The sequence below is a fragment of the Thalassotalea sp. PP2-459 genome, assembly GCF_001913705.1.
GTDB lineage: Bacteria > Pseudomonadota > Gammaproteobacteria > Enterobacterales > Alteromonadaceae > Thalassotalea_C > Thalassotalea_C hakodatensis.
Genome location: NZ_MKQD01000034.1, coordinates 345,904 through 367,865, shown reverse-complemented (window position 1 = coordinate 367,865; position 21,962 = coordinate 345,904). Strand labels below are relative to the sequence as shown.

Genomic DNA, 21,962 nt, shown 5'->3' with positions numbered 1-21,962 from the left:
ATAGCAGCAGTTAGAGTTGTTTTACCGTGGTCAACGTGACCGATAGTACCAACGTTAACGTGCGGTTTCGAACGTTCAAATTTTTCTTTAGCCACTTTCAATTACCTCTAAGCAGTTTTATAAAAGCTATATTGTTAATAAGTGGGATAAATGAAGAATTCAATGTAGTGGTGCTGATAGGCAGATTTGAACTGCCGACCTCACCCTTACCAAGGGTGCGCTCTACCAACTGAGCTATATCAGCACACGAAATTACAAAGATTGGAGCGGGTGGCGGGAATCGAACCCGCATCATCAGCTTGGAAGGCTGAGGTAATAGCCATTATACGACACCCGCAGTATTCAATCAGAATATCCCTGCAAAATTGGTGAAAGAGCGCGTTAACTATAAGTTGCTCTTCGCCGCATAGCCTAAGCTATGCAAAAATGGTGGAGGGAGGTGGATTCGAACCACCGAAGGCGGAGCCGTCAGATTTACAGTCTGATCCCTTTGGCCACTCGGGAACCCCTCCAAATTCTAAATCTCATAAAGAGAATTAATGGTGCCGACTGCCGGAGTCGAACTGGCGACCTACTGATTACAAGTCAGTTGCTCTACCAACTGAGCTAAGTCGGCACTACATTAAGTGGTGCGAATTCTAGAGTAATGTTTTGTCCCTTGCAATAGGTAAAAACAAAAAAATGTCGTATTTTTATTGTTTGACGGTTTTTTACTCAGAACTGCGCTTAATTAGCTAACTTTATCAGCAATATTGGCTCATTCCATGAAAGATAAGTGCTGGATCAACATGGTGTTCAAGCACTAAATGCTGACTTACATAATCAGCATTGCCACCTGTTAATATAACATGTGGTTTTAATCCTTGTTCAGCACACAGTTTTACTCCCTGCTCTATCAATCCAAGAGTAGCAATTAAAGCGCCTTGGCTAACTGCCATCGATGTATTGTTGCCCAAAGCAATATTATTTATAGCTACAGGCTCGCCATGAATCTTTTCAGCTTTATCAAATAAAGTAGACATTTGTAATGCTATACCAGGGATGATCCAACCACCAAGATGCTTACCCTGCTGCGATATACAATCAAGGGTGGTTGCAGTACCTGCATCAACAACCATTAAGGATGTACTTGGAAATAGCTTCATTGCTCCAAGCATGGCAAGCCAACGATCAACCCCTAAGGTACGCGGTTCAGGATAACTATTGATTAAACCCTTGTGGTGTTCAGTGCTGCGTAATTGTTGAATCGGAATGTTATGTTTTTCACACCAATCAATCACAGCTAATATGGCATCACTTTGTTTCACACTCGCAATTAAACAGCCCGTGATTTTAGCGATTACGTCTGCTGATAGTTCCGGTGTTAAGTTACCCGTTGAGACTGTATGAATAGTTGAAAACTTCCCAGCTTGAAAAATCGTGTACTTTATTCGCGTATTTCCTGCATCCACTAATAATTTCATGCAAGGCCTCGTAAGCTCACTTCACCACCGTAGATAGGCTGTATTTTATTGTCTACCTCTAAAAGTAACGCACCCTGGCTATTAATACCTCGGCAGATGCCATGAGTTTCATTAACACCTGTGATTAACTTAACAGGTTGATTAATAAACTGATCCCTTGCTTGCCAATCTTCAATCATATCGACCAAGCCTGATCTTTCATGTTGGAATATTCGATTACGTAACTTACTAATAATACACGCCGCTAACTGGTTTCTATCAATGATTTTATTTACATGTGATTGAAGGTCAGTCCATTGTTGATCTATTTTATCCGTGACATTATTAGGCATATCAACATTTACCCCTAAACCAATAACACAATGACACGGATCTAATGCTTGCCCTTCTAATTCAATCAATATACCAGCTAATTTAACTCCCTTTAAATAGATATCATTAGGCCACTTAAGCCCAACATCAATATCATATAAGCTCTTAATCGCATCACTAATCGCGAGTGCTGTTACCATACTTAACCCCATGGCAGCAGACATTCCTTGCTCTAAATACCAGTACATTGACATATAAACATGAGAACCAAACGGAGATACCCACTCTCTGCCTCTTCTTCCCCGACCTGCACTTTGACACTCTGCAATACACACTTGACCACGTGTTAATTGAGAAGGAATTCGGCGCATTAATTCACTATTTGTTGAATCGATAAGCACGTTAGTGTCGATAATCGTGTCTGAATAAGCTTGATCAATATGCGTTAAAATCTGTCGCTTATCTAACATGTTTATTGGTTGCGCCAGTCGATACCCTTTACCGCTAACTCTAAAAACATCAATGCCTAACTCACCAATGCCTTTAATATGTTTTGATACTGCAGCTCGACTGATACCGAAACGCTCGCCCAATGATTCACCAGACACAAACTGTCCATCGGCTAACGCTATCAGTATTTTTTCTTTTATTAGATTAGCCATTAGACCATTATCTCTGAAATGGATGTAAGGCCTCGGCGATCAACAATTCGTACTTCAGGAGCCAATAAAATACCAAACTTTTCTTGTACTTTTTCCATAATAAGTGTCGCTAATTCAACGATACGCATACCTTTTACATGCTCAAAATTAACCAGTACTAATGCTTGATTCTGATGCACACCAACACCTCTTTCACGATACCCTTTCAATCCAGCATGCTCTATTAGCCAACCGGCAGCAAGCTTATAGGTTTGCTCAGTCACTTTATACGCGGGCATGTCGGGATATGTTGCAATTAATGTGTGATATACTTCGCTACTTATAATCGGATTTTTAAAAAAGCTGCCTGCATTTGGGAGTTTTTTAGGATCTGGAAGTTTACTTTCACGAATGCTTATCACCCTTTCCATCACATGTTTTGCTGTTAGTTTTTTTTGTTCAAAGCTTAGTCCTTTATAAGAAAGTTTCGGCTGAAACTCTCTGGCGAGTTTCAAAGTCACACTGACAATGACTCCCTTTCCTTGTAGTGACTGTTTAAAAATACTGTCTCGATAACCAAACTCACAAGCTCTGTTATCGAGCTCTATCACCTGTTGCTGTGAAAAATCGAACCAAGAAACAGACTGAATAACATCTGACAATTCAACACCATACGCACCGATGTTTTGCACAGGTGCCGCGCCAACACTACCAGGAATTAATGCCAGGTTTTCAATACCGTAGTAGTTATTTGCCACACAGTATTGCACTAATTCATGCCAATTTTCGCCACAGTTTACCGTTAAAAACACAGCATTTTTTTCCATGTTAATTGATTTACCCATGAGTTTAGGGCGAATAATTAACGGGGCTTGATTATCAATAAACAACGTATTACTACCTTCACCAAGTAAGTAGAAATTGCCTTTGCAGCTTTGATACGCCTCTTTTAATTCTTCAAGCGTGCTGGGTTCAAAATATTGCGGACAAATAGCCGGCACCTTAAAGGTGTTATGATGAGATAAATTAAATGATTGCTGAATTTGCATACACGCTGAAAATAGATGGTTTGTACTAGTGTAATAAAAAACAATCGGCGAAGGAATGTTTATGCCAATTGAAAAGACAATTCAAATATTAGCCTTGCTTTCTCATGGGTAATTTAATGATATTGGCCATATCGTTGTAATATTTATTGTGGTATTTATCAGTATCGATATTTTCGCTTTGATTGATCACCACCCCTTGCACCGGTGCATTAGCTTGTTTTAATAGCCTTAACCCTGCTGAAATTTGATCACGCTTAGTTTTACTGCCGTGAACGACATAAAGTACGCTATCTACATTACGAGAAATGATCACCGCATCACTGACGGCATTCACAGGTGGTGTTTCAATAATAATGCGATCATAAAAATTACCAAAGACTTTAATCAGCATATTAAAACGCTTCATTGATAAGAAAGCCAAAGGATTAGCCGGTGTAATACCTGAGGTTAAAATATCTAATTTCACCTGACTGTCTCTAACGATACATTCATTAATTTGATGTGTTTTCGCTAATAAGTTAGAAAGCCCTGGTCTATGAGGCGCTAAATCTAAATTTTTATACACGGTTGGATGACGCATATCAGCTTCTATGAGCAAGACTTTTTCCATTTCACTAAATGAACGCGCAAGTTGAAGTGCAACTGTTGTTTTACCTTCATTTGGCACAGAAGAGGTGATTGCGATAACTTTTGGCGGTTTCTTTTCGGCATTAAATAATATGGCTGTTCTTAGGGTTCGAACTGCCTCGGTAAAACGATTATCGTTGAAATAATCCAACTCAGTACTTTGTTTATTTTTACGCCTAAATTTAGGTAGCACTGCCAGAATAGGTGCATCATTAAAGTTTTCAAGTTTGCGACGAGAGTTCAAAGTATCCATTAACAATTCACGCATAATAACAATGATTGAAATAACCGCAAACGCTAAAATAAAACTCATGATCACCATCAATGAACGATTAGGTGCTGATTTATTTTTTGGTGTAATCGCTTTATCAATAAAACGAACATAAAAATTAGCTTTGTAATTCCCCATGGCGTCAGCTTCTTTCAGCCTGACTAAATAATTACTGTACAATTCTTTATTGGTGTCTACTTCTCGTTCTAATTGTGAAAACTTATTTTGTAACCGTGTTAAGCGTAAATAATGTTGTTTCGCTTTATCTAACCGCTGATTCGTTCCTTTTACCTTTTCCAATGCATTGAGATAATCTTTTTCCAAGCTCATCACAATTTCATCAACGGTTTCAGCCATATTAATACGAATAGCATTAAGATCAGCTTGAGCGGTTATTCGTTTAGGATGTTTTGGACCATAGCGTTGAGAAAGCTCATTTAATTTTCGTTCAGCCCGCTCTTCACTGATCCTTAATTGACTAAATGCAGGTTTATTCGTGATTTTTTGCAATTCAACTAATTGCTCAACGCTCGATTTATGCTTTTGAATATAGTCGTAAGTTACCTTTAAGTCGTCAGCATCTTTAGACATTTTCAATGCCGCAGAGGTTAATTCAGTCAGCTCTGCCGATACTAAGCCTGCAATACCTCGAATATCAACGATGCCTTGTTCTTCGCGATATGTCTGTAAAGCACGTTCAGAGGCCTCAAGTTTTTTCCCTAACTCTTCTAGTTGATCAACTAACCACTGTGATGTTGCTTCTTTTGACGCTCCATGAATTTCATCTTGATAGTGTAAATATGTTTGCCCAACTTGATTAGCAACCTGTTTGGACAGCTCAGGAAAATAGGATCTAAACGTAATGTTAACTAATTCTGTACCTGCTATCGGTTTAATGGTCAATCGTTGATGAAATTCACGTACAGTTTGGTCAATTGTTGGAGTAGTGTCTTTTCGATAAAGTTCTGCTAAAAAGGGAAGTTTGTCATTATATTTTCCGCTGTTAAACTCTTCGTGCTTAGTCAAATTTAGTCGTGAAATTACACGTTCAGCAAATTTTCGCGAACGCAGTAACTCATACTGTGTTTGAATTTGTTCTTGACTTGCGCTCGACTCATTAAAGGCGTCATTGATAGAAAGAGTATTACTCGGCTTATTACTCCCAATTTGCAAAATGGCGCTGGCTTGAAACGACGGTTTTAATAATGATGAATAAAATGCGACGATACAGGTAATAAGTAATGTAAAGAATAATATCTTCCAACGACGCGTCCATAGAGGGCTTAGCACCTCTTTAAGAGCTACTTCATCTTGCGTTGGGTTAATAGGCGTTACATCGTGATTCATCAAAAGAAACTTTGCTCAATTTCTATAATATCGTCAGGCAAGATGACCGTTGCAACATTAGCTGACATAACAACCGTTTCACCGTTTATAACACGCGAAACCTTCCAATTCGTTTTTGAAGCTCTAGCAGCTAACCCTCCGGCTATCGCGATAGCTTTATCAAGCGTTAAATCATCTTGAAATGGATAGCCACCTGGCTGTTTTACTTGGCCATGAATAAAGAATGGTCGGTATTCAATGATAGATACCGTTACTTGTGGATTAATTAAATAATCGCCCAGTAATCCTTCTTGGATAACTGCTGCGAGTTTTTTAGTTGTTAAACCATGTACGTCTATTTCTTTTAAAAATGGAAATGATATTTTCCCTGTTTTGTTGATTTTTACCTTTGTGGTTAAATCAGGTTCATCGTATACCGTGATTGCAATACTGTCACCAGAGCCTAATTGATACTCCATCGCAGCAGCAAAATTAGTAAACAACAGTAAAAATACAATAAAAAAGCGCATGGCTTATCCACTCGTTAGATTGTTATTTTAATTCCCAAAGAAACACTATTTCTTTGATATTCAAACAGCATATCATCGGCATTAAGATCGCTTAATTGATAGTTTAATATTAGCGATACTCTATCTGACATTAAATAATCGACACTTATTCCAGCACGTAAATAGTTTTCACTTTTTCGTTTATCGGGATAAACAACTTCTTCTTGGTTTACCCCTACGTTGGCAGATAACAAGAAATAGTCGCTCAACTGCTGTGTGAACTTCATCACATGTTTATCAACCAAACGATAACTATCATTTAGTCTATTAGCTACTGCAAAATCACGCTCAGAAGCTAATGTGACATTGGTAGATTCAGCAGGAGACCATCGCCAAGAAATACGCCACTTAAAAGCGCTGTCATCATCAAACAGTGGCTGCTCAAAACGAATTTTTTGATAACCCAACAGTAATGAAAACTGGCTTACCACTGATTTAGGCCATTTCATACCGATTAAGGCAGTTAACTTTGTATTGTCGTAAATCGGTTGATGCTCGAACGCTATTTGCTGTATCTCTAATGCACTCGATAAAAAGGTGCCACCCGCTAATTGATAATCAAAAGTGGCATTTGCAAAAAGTTTATCTTGATCAAGTTGATTGGTAACGTGTCGTCGGGTCTGATATTTACTTTGCACTGCACCTAGTTCTACTGCTAATTGCGCTGTTGAGTAACTACTGCCATAGCTATATCCAAGCGAGAACGAAGACTGTTGTTTTTCGTCACCTTTATTTAAACTTTGTGCGTCACCTAAAGATAAACCTGTGCCCCTGTATTCATAGGTTTGTTGGTGGCTAGCTTTGATAGATAACGTTTTATTATCTGTCAAACGGTACAAATAACGTGGAGCAAGCCATATATTTGAATGGTCGTCTTGTTCAAAATCACTAAATTTGTTTAATTGTGTTTTTGCATCAAAAGAGAAGAGTTGCTTGTCATTAACAAATTGAAGATAGAGTTCAGGACTTAACGACCAATAATTAGTGCGTTGTTCATCACTGTTATCAAACAAAAAGTTGTCAACTGTGCCGAATTCACTGCTTAGTGAAAGATTAAATTGATTTCCTTGCGGTAAATCAGACGTCTGCTGCGCCATTGAGCAAAAAGCACTTAGCAAAAAGCTGCCAAGAAAAAATGCTTGTTGTTTAGTTATCATACCCGACAATTCTTATTATTATGTTAACTGTATTTCAGTTACCGTTAGCGTTGTTATTAATCAACATCCTTGCGGCTAATTGCCCTTTACGTAGAGCTAGTTACTTATAGAAGTAACATTTTTGTTACATTACCTTGTTCAACACCATAAAGCAAAATTTCAACAACAATTGACCATTTTTTATCGAAATTGCTAAAAACTAGGGTTTAGGGACTATTAAATTGTTCCAAATTTATATTTTATTTTGATATTTCCTAATTAAATAAAGCTGCGGTAGCGTGATGTAATACCAATCTAAGTGGCGTTTGTTGCTAAAGTGAGATAAAAAATACCGCCATAATAGTGGTATTTTTCAATGAATGATGTTCGATTAAGCTGTCAATATAAAGTCTTTCTGATGATTAAGCAGGCATTATTGAATAAACATCAACAATCGCTAAATTGCTTTCATCAAGACTTGAGATTTTCGTTGAAAGTTATACATTTGTTTTTTACCTTCAGGTAACTTATCTAATGGTTGTTCAATAAAACCCTGTTCCATAAACCAATGACCGCTTACCGTGGTTAACACGAAAAGTGATGTTAGCCCTTTGGATTTTGCGCGTAACTCTAATTCGCCCATCAAACGTTCACCACGGTTGCCGCTGCGATATTCGGGATGAATTGCCACACAGGCAATCTCTCCTGCCAACGCTTCTTCGTAAGGATATAATGCAGCACAAGCTATGATAACATCTTCTTTTTTAAGTACCGTAAAACGATGTATTTCTACTTCTAATAACTCTCGAGAACGCTTAACTAAAATACCTTCTTGTTCAAGCGGCGCGATTAACTCCAATATACCCCCCACATCATCAATGGTTGCGGTACATATTTGCTCTTTATGATCTTTGGCGATTAACGTTCCTGCACCGTCCCGAGTAAACAGTTCTTGCAATAACGCAGTATCACTTTGATAACTAACACAATGACAACGTTCTACACCATTCTCTCCGCAAGAGATGATTGCTCTGAGTAATAATTGACGGACATGACAATCATTTTCATCTAGTAATGTTTTAACAGTGCGAACACTACAGCTACGGATTAAATTATTATCACTGTCTGTTAGACCTTCACCTTCGGTAAACGTGATCAGCTTATCTGCTTGCAACGCTATCGCTGTTTGAGTAGCAACATCTTCCAGTGCCAGGTTGAATACCTCGCCTGTAGGTGAATAGCCAATCGGCGATAATAGTACAATAGAGCCAAACTCAAGTTGCTGCTGAATGCCTTCAGCATCGATGCGTCTCACTTTTCCAGTATATTTATAATCAATGCCATCACGCACCCCCATCGGCTTTGCGATAACAAAGTTGCCTGTGCTTACACGAATTTGCGAACCATGCATGGGCGAATTCGCTAACCCCATGGTTAATAGCGCTTCAATGTGTAGTCGCATAGAACCAGTAGCATCTTTAACGGCCACTAAAGTTTCTGCATCTGTAACACGAATATTATTCTCAATAATACGTTCAATATTTCGTCTTGCCATGCGGTCTTCAATTTGTGGTCGAGCGCCATGCACAACCACTAATCTCATTCCTAGGCTACGCATCAAGGCAATATCATGAATAATATTAGCAAAATTAGGATGTGTTACAGCCTCACCGCCAAACATAAGCACCACGGTTTTACCACGGTGTGCATTAATGTAGGGTGCTGCATTCCTAAACCATTTAACGTAACTTAAATCGTTATTATTCATTCACTTATCACTTATTAAGCCAAGAACATGTTCTTGATTACTTACTTGGATCAACATTATATTCCATCGCCACTTCATCGGCTGGATCTTTATCGGGCCCTGGCTGACTATCTTCAATAATATTATCCGCTAATGATGCTTTATCGATCAATGCAAAGCCTAACTGATTAAAATATGTCGGTATGTAAGTGAGTACTATCACTTTTTCTAATTCAATTTGATGTGCAAACTCTAATAAGTATTGAACAAGTGCTTGACCTTGACCAAGGTTATGATGTTCTTTATCAACAACAACAGAGCGAATTTCCGCTAAGCCCGTTTGATAAATATACAATGACGCACATCCCACTACTTCGCCTTCAAGTTCTGCCACCACAAAATTTTGAATATCATGGATAATATTATCTCGAGAACGCGGTAATATCTCCCCCTTTTCTGCCCAGTCATTAACCAGTTTAAAAATAGCATCAACATCTGGCATACGTGCTCTACGTACCGACATAGCTGCCGCTCGTTGTGCATTCAAACGTTGTTGAACTTGCTTTAATGCTACTTTTATCTGTTGTTTACCTGGCGCGCCCACAACTTGTTCATTCAGAATTTCTTCATTGCCTGATTGTGTGGTCGCTAACGCTTTTTCTACTTGTGTACGCGATGTACCACCTAGGGCTTCACGCTTGTCTAACGTTGATTCAATCGATAAATGCTGATAAACATCATGTTCAATTTTTTCACTAAATGTTTGCAGTTGTGTCAAGGTTAAGTCTTCTAACGGAACACCTTTATCAATCGCAGCAAGCACGACTTCGCCAACGATATGATGCGCTTCACGGAATGGAATATCTTTACCTACAAGGTAATCTGCAAGCTCAGTTGCATTGGCATAACCTTGCTGTGCCGCCGCCAATGTTCTACTTCGATTAACTTTTAAGCCATCTGCAACTAACACTGCCATTTCCATACATTCTAGCCATGTATCCATGGCATCAAAAAGACCTTCTTTGTCTTCTTGCATATCCTTATTATAAGCAAGTGCCAAAGCTTTCATGGTGGTTAGCATTCCTGTGAGCGAGCCAAAAACGCGACCTGCTTTACCACGAATCAATTCACACGCATCAGGGTTTTTCTTTTGCGGCATTAACGAAGAACCTGAACTCACCAAGTCACTCATTTCGACAAAGCCTGCTTCCCCTGAATTATAAAAGATGAGATCTTCAGCAAAACGCGATAAATGCATCATCGAAATACTCGCAGAAGACAGTAGTTCAATGACATGATCGCGGTCTGAAACGGCATCTAAGCTGTTCATCGTTGCTTTTCTAAAGCCTAAACGGTGTGCCAACGCGTTACGATCAATTGGATACGCGGTACCTGCCAAAGCACCTGAGCCAAGTGGCGAGACGTCTAAACGATATATCGCATCTTTTAACCGACCAATATCGCGGTTAAACATTTCGACATAGGCTAAACACCAATGGCCAAACGTTACGGGTTGTGCCCGCTGTAAATGAGTATAACCCGGTAATACCGTGCCCTTTTCACGCTCTGCAAGGTTCATCATGGCTTGCTGTAAATTAACCAAAGCAATTAGCAGTTCACCGCCAGTTTCTTTACACCAAAGCTTTAGGTCCGTTGCAACTTGATCATTACGACTTCGCCCTGTGTGAAGCTTTTTACCTAAATCACCTGTTTTTTCAATTAGTTGAATTTCTACCCAGCTGTGAATATCTTCGGCATCAGAGGCTAAGATTTGTTTTGGGTTTTCTTCAACAGATTGCTTTAATTCAGCAAGCGCTGCCGTTAAGCGTGTTAACTCATCGTCGTTTAATACGCCCACTTCATGAATCGCTTCTGCCCACGCCATTGAACCAACGATATCTTGCACCGCCATACGGTAGTCTACCGGTAAGGAATCATTGAATTTTTTAAATTGCACACTGGCTTTCTCTTTAAACCGACCGCCCCATAATGCCATGATATTATTTCCTTTTGATTACTTAGCGTCTTTTTGTGAAAGTGCGGTTATTCTGCTTGATAAGCTAAATAAACGAATAAAGCCTTCTGCATGTTTTTGGTCATAAACATCATCTGCACCAAAAGTCGCAAATGCTTCAGAATATAAGCTATTTGGTGAACGACGCTGGGTAACTGTTGCATTACCTTTATACATTTTAACCACTACATCACCGGTTATTTGTTCTGCAAATGATGCAGCTGCAGCTAACTGAGCTTTCGCTAATGGCGTAAACCAACGACCGTCGTAGATAACATGTGAAAACTCTAAACCAACTGATTCACGAAATTTTAATGATTCTTTATCTAAAATTAATGTTTCTAGCCCTTTATATGCCGCCATCAATACTGTGCCCCCAGGCGTTTCATAACAGCCGCGAGATTTCATACCAACTAAACGATTTTCCACAATATCAATTCTACCAACACCATGTGCCGCGGCTTTATCGTTAAGATACATTAGTGCTTCATAGGCTGATAATTTTTTATCATCAACGGCAATAAGCTCGCCTTTTTCAAAACTAAGTGTAACGCTTTCTGCCGTATCTGGAGCATCCATTGGATCAACCGTCATGGTCCATACTTCTTTTGATGGTTCACACCATGGGTCTTCTAGCTCACCGCCTTCATGAGAAATATGCCAGGCATTTGCATCACGACTATAAATTTTTGTTAATGACGCAGCACAAGGAATATCTCGTTCAGCAAGATAATCGAGTAAATCTTCACGCGAAACCATATCCCATTCACGCCATGGCGCAATAACCGTTAATTCAGGAGCTAATGCAGCAAAACACGACTCAAAACGAACTTGATCATTACCTTTACCCGTACAACCATGACACACCGCATCAGCACCAACTTTTAATGCCACTTCTACATGTGCTTTTGCAATAACAGGACGTGCCATTGATGTACCTAAAAGGTATTGACCTTCATACACTGAACCCGTTTTTAAAATAGGGTAAATATAGTCTTTTACGTACTCTTCTTTTAAGTCAACAACATGACATTCAGAAGCGCCCGATGCAATGGCCTTTTCTTTAATGCCTTCTAGTTCTTCTTCGCCTTGTCCAACATCAGCACAAAACGCGACAACTTCACAGCCGTCATAATTTTCTTTTAACCATGGAATAATTGCTGAAGTATCTAAGCCACCTGAATACGCTAATACTACTTTCTTAATTTGTTTTTTCGTTGCTAAAGCCATTTTTTTACCTATTAAATCTGTTATTTCAAAATTATTTACTATTCACTAATAAGTGATGTAAGCACTGCGCATTGCGCCCACATTCTATTTTCTGCCTGTTGGAAGACGACCGATTTCTCTTGGTCATCAAAAAGTGCTGTTGTTATTTCTTCTTCTAAATGCGCTGGTTGACAATGCATCACAACACTTGCCTGTGTGTCATTCATTAATGCATGGTTGACTTGATAGGGTTTAAATTTCTCAAGTAGGGCAGCTTTATCTTCATCACCTTCATTGCCCATTGATATCCAAGTATCGGTATAAATTGCATCTTGCTTACCTAACGCATTAATGTTGGTTGTGAAAGTAAATGTAGCGCCGCTTTGCTCAGCAAGCTTAGCCGTATTGTTCAGCATATCTTGCGTTGGGCCATAACCTTCAGGGCACACCAATGTAAAATCGACGCCTAACACCGCAGCCATTAACATCAACGAGTTAGACACATTGTTTCCGTCACCAATATAAGCAAGTTTAACTTCTGATAAGTTTTCAAAGCGTTCAGCTAAGGTGACAAAATCAGCTAACGATTGGCATGGATGATAAACATCACATAATGCATTAATAACAGGTACTGAAGCATGTTCTGCAAGCCCTTGAATTGATTGGTGTTCAAAAACACGAGCTACGATAACATCTGCATAACAAGATAAATTTTTTGCGTAATCGCTAACACGTTCACGCTCACCTAATTTACCATTTTGCTGCCCCAAATAAAGAGCATGACCGCCGAGTTTATTTATACCCATGTCAAAACTTACATGAGTTCGCAATGAGGGTTTTTCGAAAATCATCGCCACCGATTTGCCTTTCATCACCTGGTTAAACGATGAAGGTGTTTTTTTTATGTCTATCGCCAATGCAATTAACGCTTGAATTTGCGATTTGGTTAATTGATCGTCAGCTAAATAATGGTTCAAAGCCATGGTAAAATCCTAAAGTATCAAAAAAGAAAAAACGTTAGTTTGCTTCTATGCGGGTGCCTATTTGTTCGCCATTTAATAGCTTTGCTATTTGTTCTGGCTTTTTCCAGCTGGCAACCGCGATACTTCGTCGTAATTGTTTCGCTGCATACAAAGCGGCATTAACTTTAGCTGTCATGCCACCAGCAATAACCCCTTGCTCAACCAATTGTTTAGCAAGGGTATTATTCAATGAATTTAAATACTGACCTGATGCGTCTTTCACGCCATCAACGTCTGTCAATAAGAGCAGTTCAGCATTCAATAGTTGGCAAATAACAACCGCCGCATCATCTGCATTGACGTTGACTAAATCGCCGTTTGATAACGCACCAATAGAAGAAATAATCGGTAAAAAATGGTGCTTTAATAAAATATCCAACAATGTGCTACTAAGCGCTTTCGGCACACCCACTTGACCTAAGCCTAGCTCGTGTAAATCACAGCTCACCATATTGCCATCTTGCAATGATAAACCTACAGCGGTTAATCCCAAGCTGTTTGCTTGACTGACAATGGTTTTATTCACGGTTCCAGCTAATGCACCTGCAATTAATGGCATTTGTGCTGTTGGTGTTACACGTAACCCATGTTTTTTCTCTGTGGTAAAACCAGCTTGAGTTAACATTTCATCAACAACGCAACCTCCGCCATGAACGAGTACGACAGGTTGATTATTCAAAGTGGTGATAACATTAAGCAATGCATGCAAAGCAGAGCCATTTTCAAGAATGGCTCCGCCTATTTTGATCACTAAAGGTTTTTTTGTTATCACCATTAGAGGTTTTCTCCCATGATCAAGCCGTACTGACTAGGTAAACCTAAAATAATATTAGCGCACTGCACTGCTTGTGAAGCAGCTCCTTTTAATAAATTGTCAATTGCACAACTGACCACTAGCACTTGCTTTTCTTCGTCAACACGCCAGTGAAGATCTGCGAAAGGAGAATGAGCAACGTTATCAATCTTTGGCCATTGAGGTGTTAGCCTTACAAGAGGTGAACGTTGATAAGCGCCTTCGTAAGCTTGACTGATCTGTTCCGTGGTCACACCCACTTTAAGTGATAAGGTAATAGTGACCATCAACCCTCGTTTATAAGGCGCTAAATGCGGGTTAAAAATGACTTCTACGCCTGCTTCTTGGCTAATTTCAGGTTGGTGACGATGTTGTAATATATTATAAGGTGTTAAACTCACTTCATTAAAACTCGTAGCAAGGCTTGCTTTTCTACCTGCACCACTAACACCACTAATGCCATTTACTACGATCAAACCGTTTGACTGTTGAAGGTTATTTTCAATAATCGGTTTTAGCGCTAATAAACTTGCGGTTGGATAACATCCTGGTACGGCAATTAAATCACTCGAAGCAATATCAGCTTCATGCCACTCTGCTAAGCCATATACGGCTTTTGAAAGCGATGTTAAATCTTGATGCTCGAAATGATAATACTGAGGATAATCTTGACTGTTCTTTAAACGAAAGCCACCTGATAGGTCGAGAACTTTAACACCTTTAGCTAAAAATGCTTGGGCCCAATCAGCACTAAACTCATGAGGCGTCGCAAAAAATACCGCATCTAAACCACCTGCATTAGCTTCAATCCATTGCGCAGAAAATGCAACTAAGGGAGTATCACACACACCTTTAAAGCGCGGATGCAAGGTGGAAAAAGCAACGTTAGCAGATTCGCTATTTTCAGAAACGAGTAAATGCTCAATCGACATTTTTTGATGTTGTGTTAGTAACGCCACTAATTCAGCACCAACATACCCACTTGCACCAACTATTGCTACTTTCATATTACCTCAACATAATTGCAATTTTATTCATTATTTATAAACACAGTATCGAAGATATACATCAAGATAATACGGTTTACTTTTGTTCGGGCTCTCTCAACTCATACTATTAGAAGCTAAGAGAAAATCATACTGCTAAGCGCAATCTTCAAATAAGTTTCATTTAGTAATAGCCAGAATTGTTCCGGTTCATTACACTAGAAATGTATTCTAAGTTAAAATGGGTAGTTATGCAACAAATTAGCATATATACCCAACAATTATTATTGGTAATATAAACATGCGTCAAATTCCTAATTTTATTGAAGCTTTACAGTCACTTATTGCTAGTCCCTCTATCAGTTCAACGCAAGAAAGCTGGGATCAAGGTAATAGAGACATCATTAATCTACTCGCCACTTGGTTTGAAACTTTACAATTTACCGTAGATATTCAACCAGTTCCTGGCACACGAAATAAATTTAATTTATTGGCCAAGCTTGGCTCAGGTGAAGGAGGTTTATTACTTGCCGGTCACAGTGATACCGTACCTTTCGATGAAAATCGTTGGCAATCGGACCCTTTGAAAGTATTAAGTAAAGACGACAAATTTTATGGTTTAGGCACATGCGATATGAAAGGCTTTTTCGCCTTTATTTTACAAGCCTGCGAACACATTAAGCAGCACGATTTAAAAAAACCTTTATATGTGTTAGCAACTGCTGATGAAGAAACCACTATGGCCGGAGCCCGGTATTTTTCTGAAAATCAATTCATTAAACCGGATGCAGCTGTTATCGGTGAACCAACTAATTTAGTACCTGTAGTGATGCACAAAGGTCATATGTCACATCGGATTACCATTAAAGGTAAATCAGGTCATTCAAGTACACCTGCATTTGGCATAAACGCTATTGAAATAATGTACGAAGTGATTGCAGCATTATTACAACTCAAAGAAAAGCTGGCATTAAATTTTCAAAACACTGCATTTGATGTGCAATCACCGACATTAAACTTAGGGGCAATAAAAGGAGGCGATAACGCCAATAGAATTTGTGGATACTGTGAACTCGATCTAGATATGCGCTCGTTACCAGGAATGACAGATGGTGAACTTATCCAGTTATTAGCAGAATGCTTAACCCCATTAGCAGAAAAATACCCTGATCGTGTTGCTTTTGATGAGCTTCACCCGAGTTCACCAAGCTTTGAACAAGCAAAAGAAAGCGAACTTGTAACTGTTGCAGAGCAAACATCTGGTCATCAATGTTGTGCAGTAAACTACGCCACTGAAGCCCCCTTTATTCAACAACTGGGTTGTCAAACCATTGTGATGGGCCCAGGCTCAATCGCGCAAGCTCATCAACCTAATGAATTCTTAGCATTTTCGGAAATTACAAAAACACATCAGGTACTAAGCCAATTAATTCAGCATTACTGTTATTAAGTTAAAACGGCCGAATAGGTTTTTACGTTATTTCGGCCAGCTGATTTAGCGGCATACATTGCTTTATCAGCGTGATTTATAGAGGTTTCAATATCTTTAAATTCACCTACTTGGCAAACACCAAAGCTAGCAGTGATATTAATGCAACCTTTTTCAGAGGCTAAAGCGATATTTTCAGTTTCGCTACGCATTCTTTCCGCAACATGTTGCGCCTTACTTAAGCTAGTTTGTGGCAATAAAATCACAAATTCTTCGCCACCATAGCGCGCCAAAACATCTTCTACACGCAAAGACGCCTGTAATACGTTTGAAAAAGCTTTAATTGCGCTGTCACCAGCTTTATGACCAAATGAGTCATTAATGTCTTTAAAGTGATCAATATCACACATCATTAAGCATAAAGGTTCGCCATGACGTTCACTGGTGGATAATGCAAGCTTTGCTTGTTCAAAGAAGAAACGTCGATTATATAGGCCAGTTAATGGATCGGTTGTTGCTTGAATTTCTAGTGCTTTACGTGCGTCTAACATATAGCTGGCAAAAAGAAAGATTGTCAAACCTGCCATATATGCTGGTGCAAAGACAAACACCACCGTCATAAACTTGCTGTATAACCCTGCTTCTACGACTCCGGTTACGCTGATAAGATTGATAATTAATAACACTGCATGTACAAATAAAATTGCAGCCATGCCTTTATCACCAGTGTTGACACCATCTTGACGATTTAACAATGCATAGGCACAAATCAGTGAACAAATAACATTATAGCTATATGCAAACTGCACACTATACGCATTGATAAAAACGTCCATACATAAATAGAGTGTCGTTAAGCCATATACTAACTCTTCAGGTAAACGGCTTTTACAACGCCATAAAATGCCTAACGTTAAACTAGCATTTGAGATGGCGAAAAAGATGTCAGTCAGTAAATCATTAAACGGTGCTGGTTCACTAACAAAATTAGAAATAGAAATAAAAAAAAGAATCGCGGAGAAGTAAAAAGTTCGAAAAGCAATTCGCGCTGGTTTGTCTCCTGCTTTATCATGAAAAAGCAAAGACGCAAAAAACATTACTAATGAAATTAAAATGACCGCAAGTGCGATCTCAACATGTGTGCTCATACTACATTCCTTGTTCGTCACCACGTTATATTAGCATAAATATTCCTAAACACATGACTAATTAGCCGTTTTATTCCAAAGCTTTTGGTGATTAGGTAAACCAAAAAACTCACCTGCATGCCAACACCTTGGTAGCAGATCCAATTGTTTTCTTTCTTGGTAGTTGGAAGCTAACTTTTCTAAAATTTCATTTAAACGATCTTTACTTAATGCGGCGAATTTTTTTGCTGTATCTGTATTATACAAACTAATATCACCTACTATTTCAATATCTTGTCCGTGACTTATAAAGGTTAGCCCTCGCGTTGCAGCACGACATAATGGGTGTTTCGGATCTTTAGGGTAGAGTTGATTTACTATGGCGTATTCATAATGATCTCCACTTTTTCCATCGGAATCTTTAGGAATAAAAGTAACACCAAATCCTTGTGGAAAATCTCCTGTAATTTTTCGTAATGTATCAACTACCAGAGGGCTACAGGTGCCTCGCTCAGCATTTTGATTTAACGCCTGATATACCTTGGGCAGTAATTTATAATTATAACTGTCTTTCGTTGACAAAATTATCGACGTATAAATTTGTGGTACTTTAATCAAGTTACCGACACCCAATTTAGGTGCAATTGCACTTTTTAATAAATGCTTAATGAATATTAATTTTTTATGTTCAGCGACATTAAATTTATCTCTATCTGCCTTAGAATTACCTACATAAATAGGGGCACCAATACCATCAATTAGAAACTTAACCGTTTCACGATAGTTAATTTGCAGCAACGCTTTTCGTTCTTCTACGGGTAAAGTGCGATGGGGATCTAAGGTACCATCAGCGCCTTTTACAATTCGCTGCGCTTCTGGATGAAAATGCCCAATATCTTGCAATAGGGAAGCCATAACCACAGGAATTTTAACGTTTTCAATAAATGCTTCATGAGTATCCTTGTCAAGTTCTTGCATCGTTTTAAACGCATCTCCTGATAGAGCACCGAGCACTGATTTAACATGTCCATCATTTGCAACCATCGCTTTATCAATACAAAGCTGATCTAGCAAGCGTAAGGTCAGAACTGATTTATATAAGGGTTTACTACGTTCATTTACTTCGGCAACACGTTTTCCTACCGTAGGACATAGTAATTGAATGGTGCCGAGCATTTGCGCTGATTTTCGAATAGTTTCTGCAAAAGTAGCACCTTCTGTTAAGGATAGGATTTCCTTACATATATTATAAAGGTATTTGTATCTGTCATTGCTTTCAAACTTAAACTCTTGCTTGATATCACGGTATTCACGTTCGAGCTTATCAAGCTGCCGCTTCGCGCTGGCATCCCCATTTTGAGTATTCAATTCGTTGATTTGCTGAGTTAAGTTATCCAGCTTGTGTTGATAAAACGGCTGTTTTTCATAAAACTCTATTGCTTGTTCAAGCAATGAATCTTTCAATACACTGCGACCATACAGTTTATTTAATAACGCTTTGACTTGTAATGTAAATTTAGTGTCTATTTTGTTAGCCATATATAATACTTTGTGTCTGTAGAATCACTATATCCCATAAAACTTTACTTTTACCCATTGGTCCAACAGCTTCAATCATACGAATATTTCGCTTCTATTTGCTAACTATAAGGTACGATGAAACACCGTTGAGATAATAAACATGCTAAAAAACACTATGAACAGGCACAAATGAATCGTCTTATTGTTACTTAATACATATCTTAGTTTCGTATAATAAGCCAAAAATTATTATACGTCGTTATTTTCTTCAATGCCTTTAAGTTTAACAACTGATCTGCGATTCACAAGTTGTTGACACATCGCCACAAGATCAGAGTGCAAGCCACCGGCAGTTACATCTCTACCGGCACCAGGGCCTCTGATAATAAGCGGATTGTCTTGATACCAACCACTCTTAATTTGAAAAATATTGTCGCACGGCGTTAAGTTTGCAAACGCATGTGTATTCGGTAAGACCGCTAATTTTACTTCCGCATGCAGTTTTCCGTGTTGATCTGCCGAAAAATTCGCAATGTATCGAATACACGCATTTTTATTATTCGCATCATCTAACGCTTGCGCAAAAAACGTATCTAACTGCTCCGCTGACGCTAAAAACTCTTGAGTCGATAACGATTGTAACGTATCCGGTACTAAGTCTTGTCGAGAAATATCCGATAACGATAAATTAAAACCAGCGGCTCTTGCTAAAATAAGTAATTTTCTCTGTACATCTCTACCGGATAAATCTTCTCGGGGGTCAGGCTCAGTGATCCCCTGTGCGAGTGCATCGAGTAGTAAAGTCGAAAATGGTACGCTGCCATCATAGGTTTGAAATAACCATGATAACGTGCCTGAAAATATGCCCGACAATTCCGTGATGTTGTCACCGCTTCGATTAAGATCTTCAATCGCATAATTTACCGGTAAGCCTGCACCAACCGTGGTATTACCTAGCCAAATGCTTTTGTTATCTCGAGATGTATCAACTAAACATTGGTATTCTTCAGTAGGTGAAGAAGCAGCCCACTTGTTTGCACCAATAATATGAATTCCTCGTTGGAAAAAAGGCAAATATAACTGGCTAAACGATTCACTTGGTGTGATGTCAACAACAATTAATTCGTCATACGGATGGTTACTTAGCCATGAAAATAACAACTCATTATCATAACTCTGCGCTTGTTCAGCAAACAACTCTAATGCTTGATTTACTTCAATACCGTCAGTATTCACTAGTGCCTTACGAGATGAAATTAACCCAACTAAATGCACATTTTCTAATACCGCGATTGATGTCAATTGTGCTGGTAACATTTCAAGAAAGCGTTGGCCAATATTCCCTAAGCCTGCAACCACCATACCGATATGACGGGCATCTTTTGTCATTTCATGGTGTACATTGTTTAATAATTCAGTGGTACACGGATTGATTAAAATGGCAATCAGGCTATGTGCACTTTGCGAATTGACAACAGAGAAGCAAGATTGATGACGCAGCGCACGTTTAAATCTGGCCTTTACTTGTCCTTGTTCAACAACGTTATGACCAACAACGGCAAGAATAGCGCACGGAGTGAAAGATACTTCCGTATCATGGGCAGCTAACCATTGGCTTACCCCCTTCTGTTGTTCTTGTTTAATGACAATAAAACCTGCTCTAGTATCAGCGCCAAGTGCATTAAAAACACGCTCAGCTTGAATACCAGAATCCCCAACAAAACTCTCAGATTGCGCCAAAATTAAATCATTGGTATAGGTAACAGATAGCTCTTGTTTAGCAATTTGCCCAAACTTACCAATTTCAGTACCAGGTACGTCAGGGTCAAAGCTACTTGCTACATGTAAATGTGTATCAGTTGCTGTAATAGGTTGTAATGTTTTAGCGTGTAACACAGGGTTGCCCAATCGGCCTAACTCCTTTGCCACACCATTAGGTAAGCGGTGCAGTTTACGAGCTTGCGGCACAACACGAGGATCTGCACTATAAATACCATCAACATCTGTCCATAAAGTCACATTAGTTGCTGCAGTAAATGAGGCTAAAATTGTTGCGGAATAATCACTACCATTACGCCCTAACGTGCAGCTTTTACCTTCAATATCTTTACAAATATACCCGGTGACAATCGCTAGCTGATTAGCTTTAAGACATTCTTTAAATTGCTGTAAACTTTCATCTCGCTCAACAAAGCAATCTACTTGATTATTTATCACGAGAAAATCGCGCGCATCAAGGTAATAACTTGGACAAACCGTTTCACTTAGCACTGATGATAATAGTCTAGCGGACCATACTTCCCCATAAGCGAGTAAATCTGCCTCATATTGCTCTGGGTTTGTCGTCATCCATTGCGTAATTTGCTCAATATCTTCAGCAAGTAACATGGTTAATCGTGCTGCACTAGCTGCATTTAATAACTGATTAATCAAACTCGCTTGTTGTTCTTGCAAGGCTAAGATTTTGGTTGATAATGAATCTTTTTGCTTTAACGCTTGGTGGTAAATTTCAAACAGAGCGTCAGTCGTATCCCCATTGGCAGACACAACAATAACATCATTTATTTGGCAATGTTGTCGTATAATGTCAACTACACGCTCAATACACTGCACTGATGCCAACGAACTACCACCAAATTTGTGGACATTCGTTGCGTGTTTCGCTAATTGGTTATTATCAGCACTAAATTGTTCAATTACGTTAGTTTGATTCATTACTT

General features: G+C 39.0%; 17 protein-coding genes and 4 tRNA genes. 1 reads left to right on the top strand and 20 read right to left on the bottom strand.

Annotation, left to right across the window (positions count from 1 at the left end; all coding sequences use genetic code 11):
- The 17 genes from BI291_RS07835 to argC all read right to left on the bottom strand — a co-directional run.
- Positions 1–95: GTP-binding protein (locus BI291_RS07835; RefSeq protein ID WP_018694456.1), on the bottom strand; the 95-nt coding region annotated here is incomplete at its 3' end.
- A gap of 73 nt (positions 96–168) precedes the next feature.
- Positions 169–244: transfer RNA gene (locus BI291_RS07830), tRNA-Thr, on the bottom strand.
- An 18-nt stretch (positions 245–262) separates the two neighbouring features.
- Positions 263–337, bottom strand: a tRNA-Gly gene (locus BI291_RS07825).
- Between the two features lie 90 nt (positions 338–427).
- A tRNA-Tyr gene (locus BI291_RS07820) sits at positions 428–512 on the bottom strand.
- A 28-nt stretch (positions 513–540) separates the two neighbouring features.
- Positions 541–616, bottom strand: a tRNA-Thr gene (locus BI291_RS07815).
- Positions 617–743: 127 nt separating this feature from the next.
- The gene (locus BI291_RS07810; RefSeq protein WP_074497979.1) at positions 744–1,463 is read right to left on the bottom strand and encodes a type III pantothenate kinase; all 720 of its coding nucleotides are present in this window, start codon (positions 1,461–1,463) and stop codon (positions 744–746) included.
- The gene (gene birA / locus BI291_RS07805) at positions 1,460–2,437 is read right to left on the bottom strand and encodes a bifunctional biotin--[acetyl-CoA-carboxylase] ligase/biotin operon repressor BirA (RefSeq protein WP_074497977.1); all 978 of its coding nucleotides are present in this window, start codon (positions 2,435–2,437) and stop codon (positions 1,460–1,462) included. Before birA ends, BI291_RS07810 begins: the two co-directional genes overlap by 4 nt.
- Positions 2,437–3,465, bottom strand: coding sequence for a UDP-N-acetylmuramate dehydrogenase (gene murB, locus BI291_RS07800; protein ID WP_074497975.1), 1,029 nt, complete (start codon positions 3,463–3,465; stop codon positions 2,437–2,439). The genes birA and murB overlap by 1 nt, the downstream gene beginning before the upstream one ends.
- An 88-nt stretch (positions 3,466–3,553) precedes the next feature.
- Entirely contained in the window at positions 3,554–5,710 is a 2,157-nt protein-coding gene (locus tag BI291_RS07795; protein WP_074497973.1) for a polysaccharide biosynthesis tyrosine autokinase, read from the bottom strand.
- Positions 5,710–6,219 (bottom strand): polysaccharide biosynthesis/export family protein, encoded by a 510-nt coding sequence (locus BI291_RS07790; RefSeq protein WP_074497971.1) that lies wholly within the window; start codon positions 6,217–6,219, stop codon positions 5,710–5,712. Before BI291_RS07790 ends, BI291_RS07795 begins: the two co-directional genes overlap by 1 nt.
- 14 nt (positions 6,220–6,233) lie before the next feature.
- Positions 6,234–7,415, bottom strand: a complete 1,182-nt coding sequence (locus tag BI291_RS07785; protein ID WP_074497968.1) for an outer membrane beta-barrel protein — start codon at positions 7,413–7,415, stop codon at positions 6,234–6,236.
- Between the two features lie 436 nt (positions 7,416–7,851).
- Complete coding sequence (gene argA / locus BI291_RS07780; protein WP_074497966.1) at positions 7,852–9,162, bottom strand: amino-acid N-acetyltransferase; 1,311 nt, start codon at positions 9,160–9,162, stop codon at positions 7,852–7,854.
- Positions 9,163–9,199: 37 nt separating this feature from the next.
- Positions 9,200–11,137, bottom strand: a complete 1,938-nt coding sequence (gene argH, locus BI291_RS07775) for an argininosuccinate lyase (protein WP_074497964.1) — start codon at positions 11,135–11,137, stop codon at positions 9,200–9,202.
- Between the two features lie 18 nt (positions 11,138–11,155).
- Positions 11,156–12,385, bottom strand: coding sequence for an argininosuccinate synthase (locus BI291_RS07770; RefSeq protein ID WP_074497961.1), 1,230 nt, complete (start codon positions 12,383–12,385; stop codon positions 11,156–11,158).
- A gap of 38 nt (positions 12,386–12,423) precedes the next feature.
- A complete protein-coding gene (locus tag BI291_RS07765) occupies positions 12,424–13,341 on the bottom strand; it encodes an ornithine carbamoyltransferase (protein WP_074498036.1) in 918 nt (305 codons plus the stop codon).
- 40 nt (positions 13,342–13,381) lie between these two features.
- A complete protein-coding gene (gene argB, locus BI291_RS07760; protein ID WP_074497959.1) occupies positions 13,382–14,161 on the bottom strand; it encodes an acetylglutamate kinase in 780 nt (259 codons plus the stop codon).
- On the bottom strand, positions 14,161–15,186 hold the full coding sequence (argC, locus tag BI291_RS07755; protein ID WP_074497953.1) for an N-acetyl-gamma-glutamyl-phosphate reductase: 1,026 nt from the start codon (positions 15,184–15,186) through the stop codon (positions 14,161–14,163). The genes argB and argC overlap by 1 nt, the downstream gene beginning before the upstream one ends.
- Before the next feature lie 280 nt (positions 15,187–15,466).
- Between argC and argE the strand changes: the two genes are divergently transcribed.
- On the top strand, positions 15,467–16,615 hold the full coding sequence (argE, locus tag BI291_RS07750) for an acetylornithine deacetylase (RefSeq protein ID WP_074497952.1): 1,149 nt from the start codon (positions 15,467–15,469) through the stop codon (positions 16,613–16,615).
- Here argE and BI291_RS07745 read toward each other — a convergent pair.
- The 3 genes from BI291_RS07745 to metL all read right to left on the bottom strand — a co-directional run bounded on the left by BI291_RS07745 (position 16,612) and on the right by metL (position 21,957).
- Positions 16,612–17,742 carry a GGDEF domain-containing protein gene (locus tag BI291_RS07745; protein WP_074497951.1) on the bottom strand — a complete coding sequence of 377 codons (1,131 nt, stop codon included), beginning with the start codon at positions 17,740–17,742 and terminating at the stop codon, positions 16,612–16,614. The two genes, argE and BI291_RS07745, sit on opposite strands and share 4 nt — an antisense overlap.
- Before the next feature lie 57 nt (positions 17,743–17,799).
- Complete coding sequence (locus tag BI291_RS07740; RefSeq protein ID WP_074497949.1) at positions 17,800–19,260, bottom strand: hypothetical protein; 1,461 nt, start codon at positions 19,258–19,260, stop codon at positions 17,800–17,802.
- Positions 19,261–19,491: 231 nt separating this feature from the next.
- Positions 19,492–21,957 carry a bifunctional aspartate kinase/homoserine dehydrogenase II gene (metL, locus tag BI291_RS07735; protein WP_083601955.1) on the bottom strand — a complete coding sequence of 822 codons (2,466 nt, stop codon included), beginning with the start codon at positions 21,955–21,957 and terminating at the stop codon, positions 19,492–19,494.
- Between the last annotated feature and the right edge of the window lie 5 nt (positions 21,958–21,962).

Coding starts and splice junctions, on each gene's coding strand:
- BI291_RS07810 (WP_074497979.1), bottom strand. CDS start 1,463: ATGAAATTATTAGTGGATGCAGGAAATACGCGAATAAAGTACACGATT.
- birA (WP_074497977.1), bottom strand. CDS start 2,437: ATGGCTAATCTAATAAAAGAAAAAATACTGATAGCGTTAGCCGATGGA.
- murB (WP_074497975.1), bottom strand. CDS start 3,465: ATGCAAATTCAGCAATCATTTAATTTATCTCATCATAACACCTTTAAG.
- BI291_RS07795 (WP_074497973.1), bottom strand. CDS start 5,710: ATGAATCACGATGTAACGCCTATTAACCCAACGCAAGATGAAGTAGCT.
- BI291_RS07790 (WP_074497971.1), bottom strand. CDS start 6,219: ATGCGCTTTTTTATTGTATTTTTACTGTTGTTTACTAATTTTGCTGCT.
- BI291_RS07785 (WP_074497968.1), bottom strand. CDS start 7,415: ATGATAACTAAACAACAAGCATTTTTTCTTGGCAGCTTTTTGCTAAGT.
- argA (WP_074497966.1), bottom strand. CDS start 9,162: ATGAATAATAACGATTTAAGTTACGTTAAATGGTTTAGGAATGCAGCA.
- argH (WP_074497964.1), bottom strand. CDS start 11,137: ATGGCATTATGGGGCGGTCGGTTTAAAGAGAAAGCCAGTGTGCAATTT.
- BI291_RS07770 (WP_074497961.1), bottom strand. CDS start 12,385: ATGGCTTTAGCAACGAAAAAACAAATTAAGAAAGTAGTATTAGCGTAT.
- argB (WP_074497959.1), bottom strand. CDS start 14,161: ATGGTGATAACAAAAAAACCTTTAGTGATCAAAATAGGCGGAGCCATT.
- argC (WP_074497953.1), bottom strand. CDS start 15,186: ATGAAAGTAGCAATAGTTGGTGCAAGTGGGTATGTTGGTGCTGAATTA.
- argE (WP_074497952.1), top strand. CDS start 15,467: ATGCGTCAAATTCCTAATTTTATTGAAGCTTTACAGTCACTTATTGCT.
- BI291_RS07745 (WP_074497951.1), bottom strand. CDS start 17,742: ATGAGCACACATGTTGAGATCGCACTTGCGGTCATTTTAATTTCATTA.
- BI291_RS07740 (WP_074497949.1), bottom strand. CDS start 19,260: ATGGCTAACAAAATAGACACTAAATTTACATTACAAGTCAAAGCGTTA.
- metL (WP_083601955.1), bottom strand. CDS start 21,957: ATGAATCAAACTAACGTAATTGAACAATTTAGTGCTGATAATAACCAA.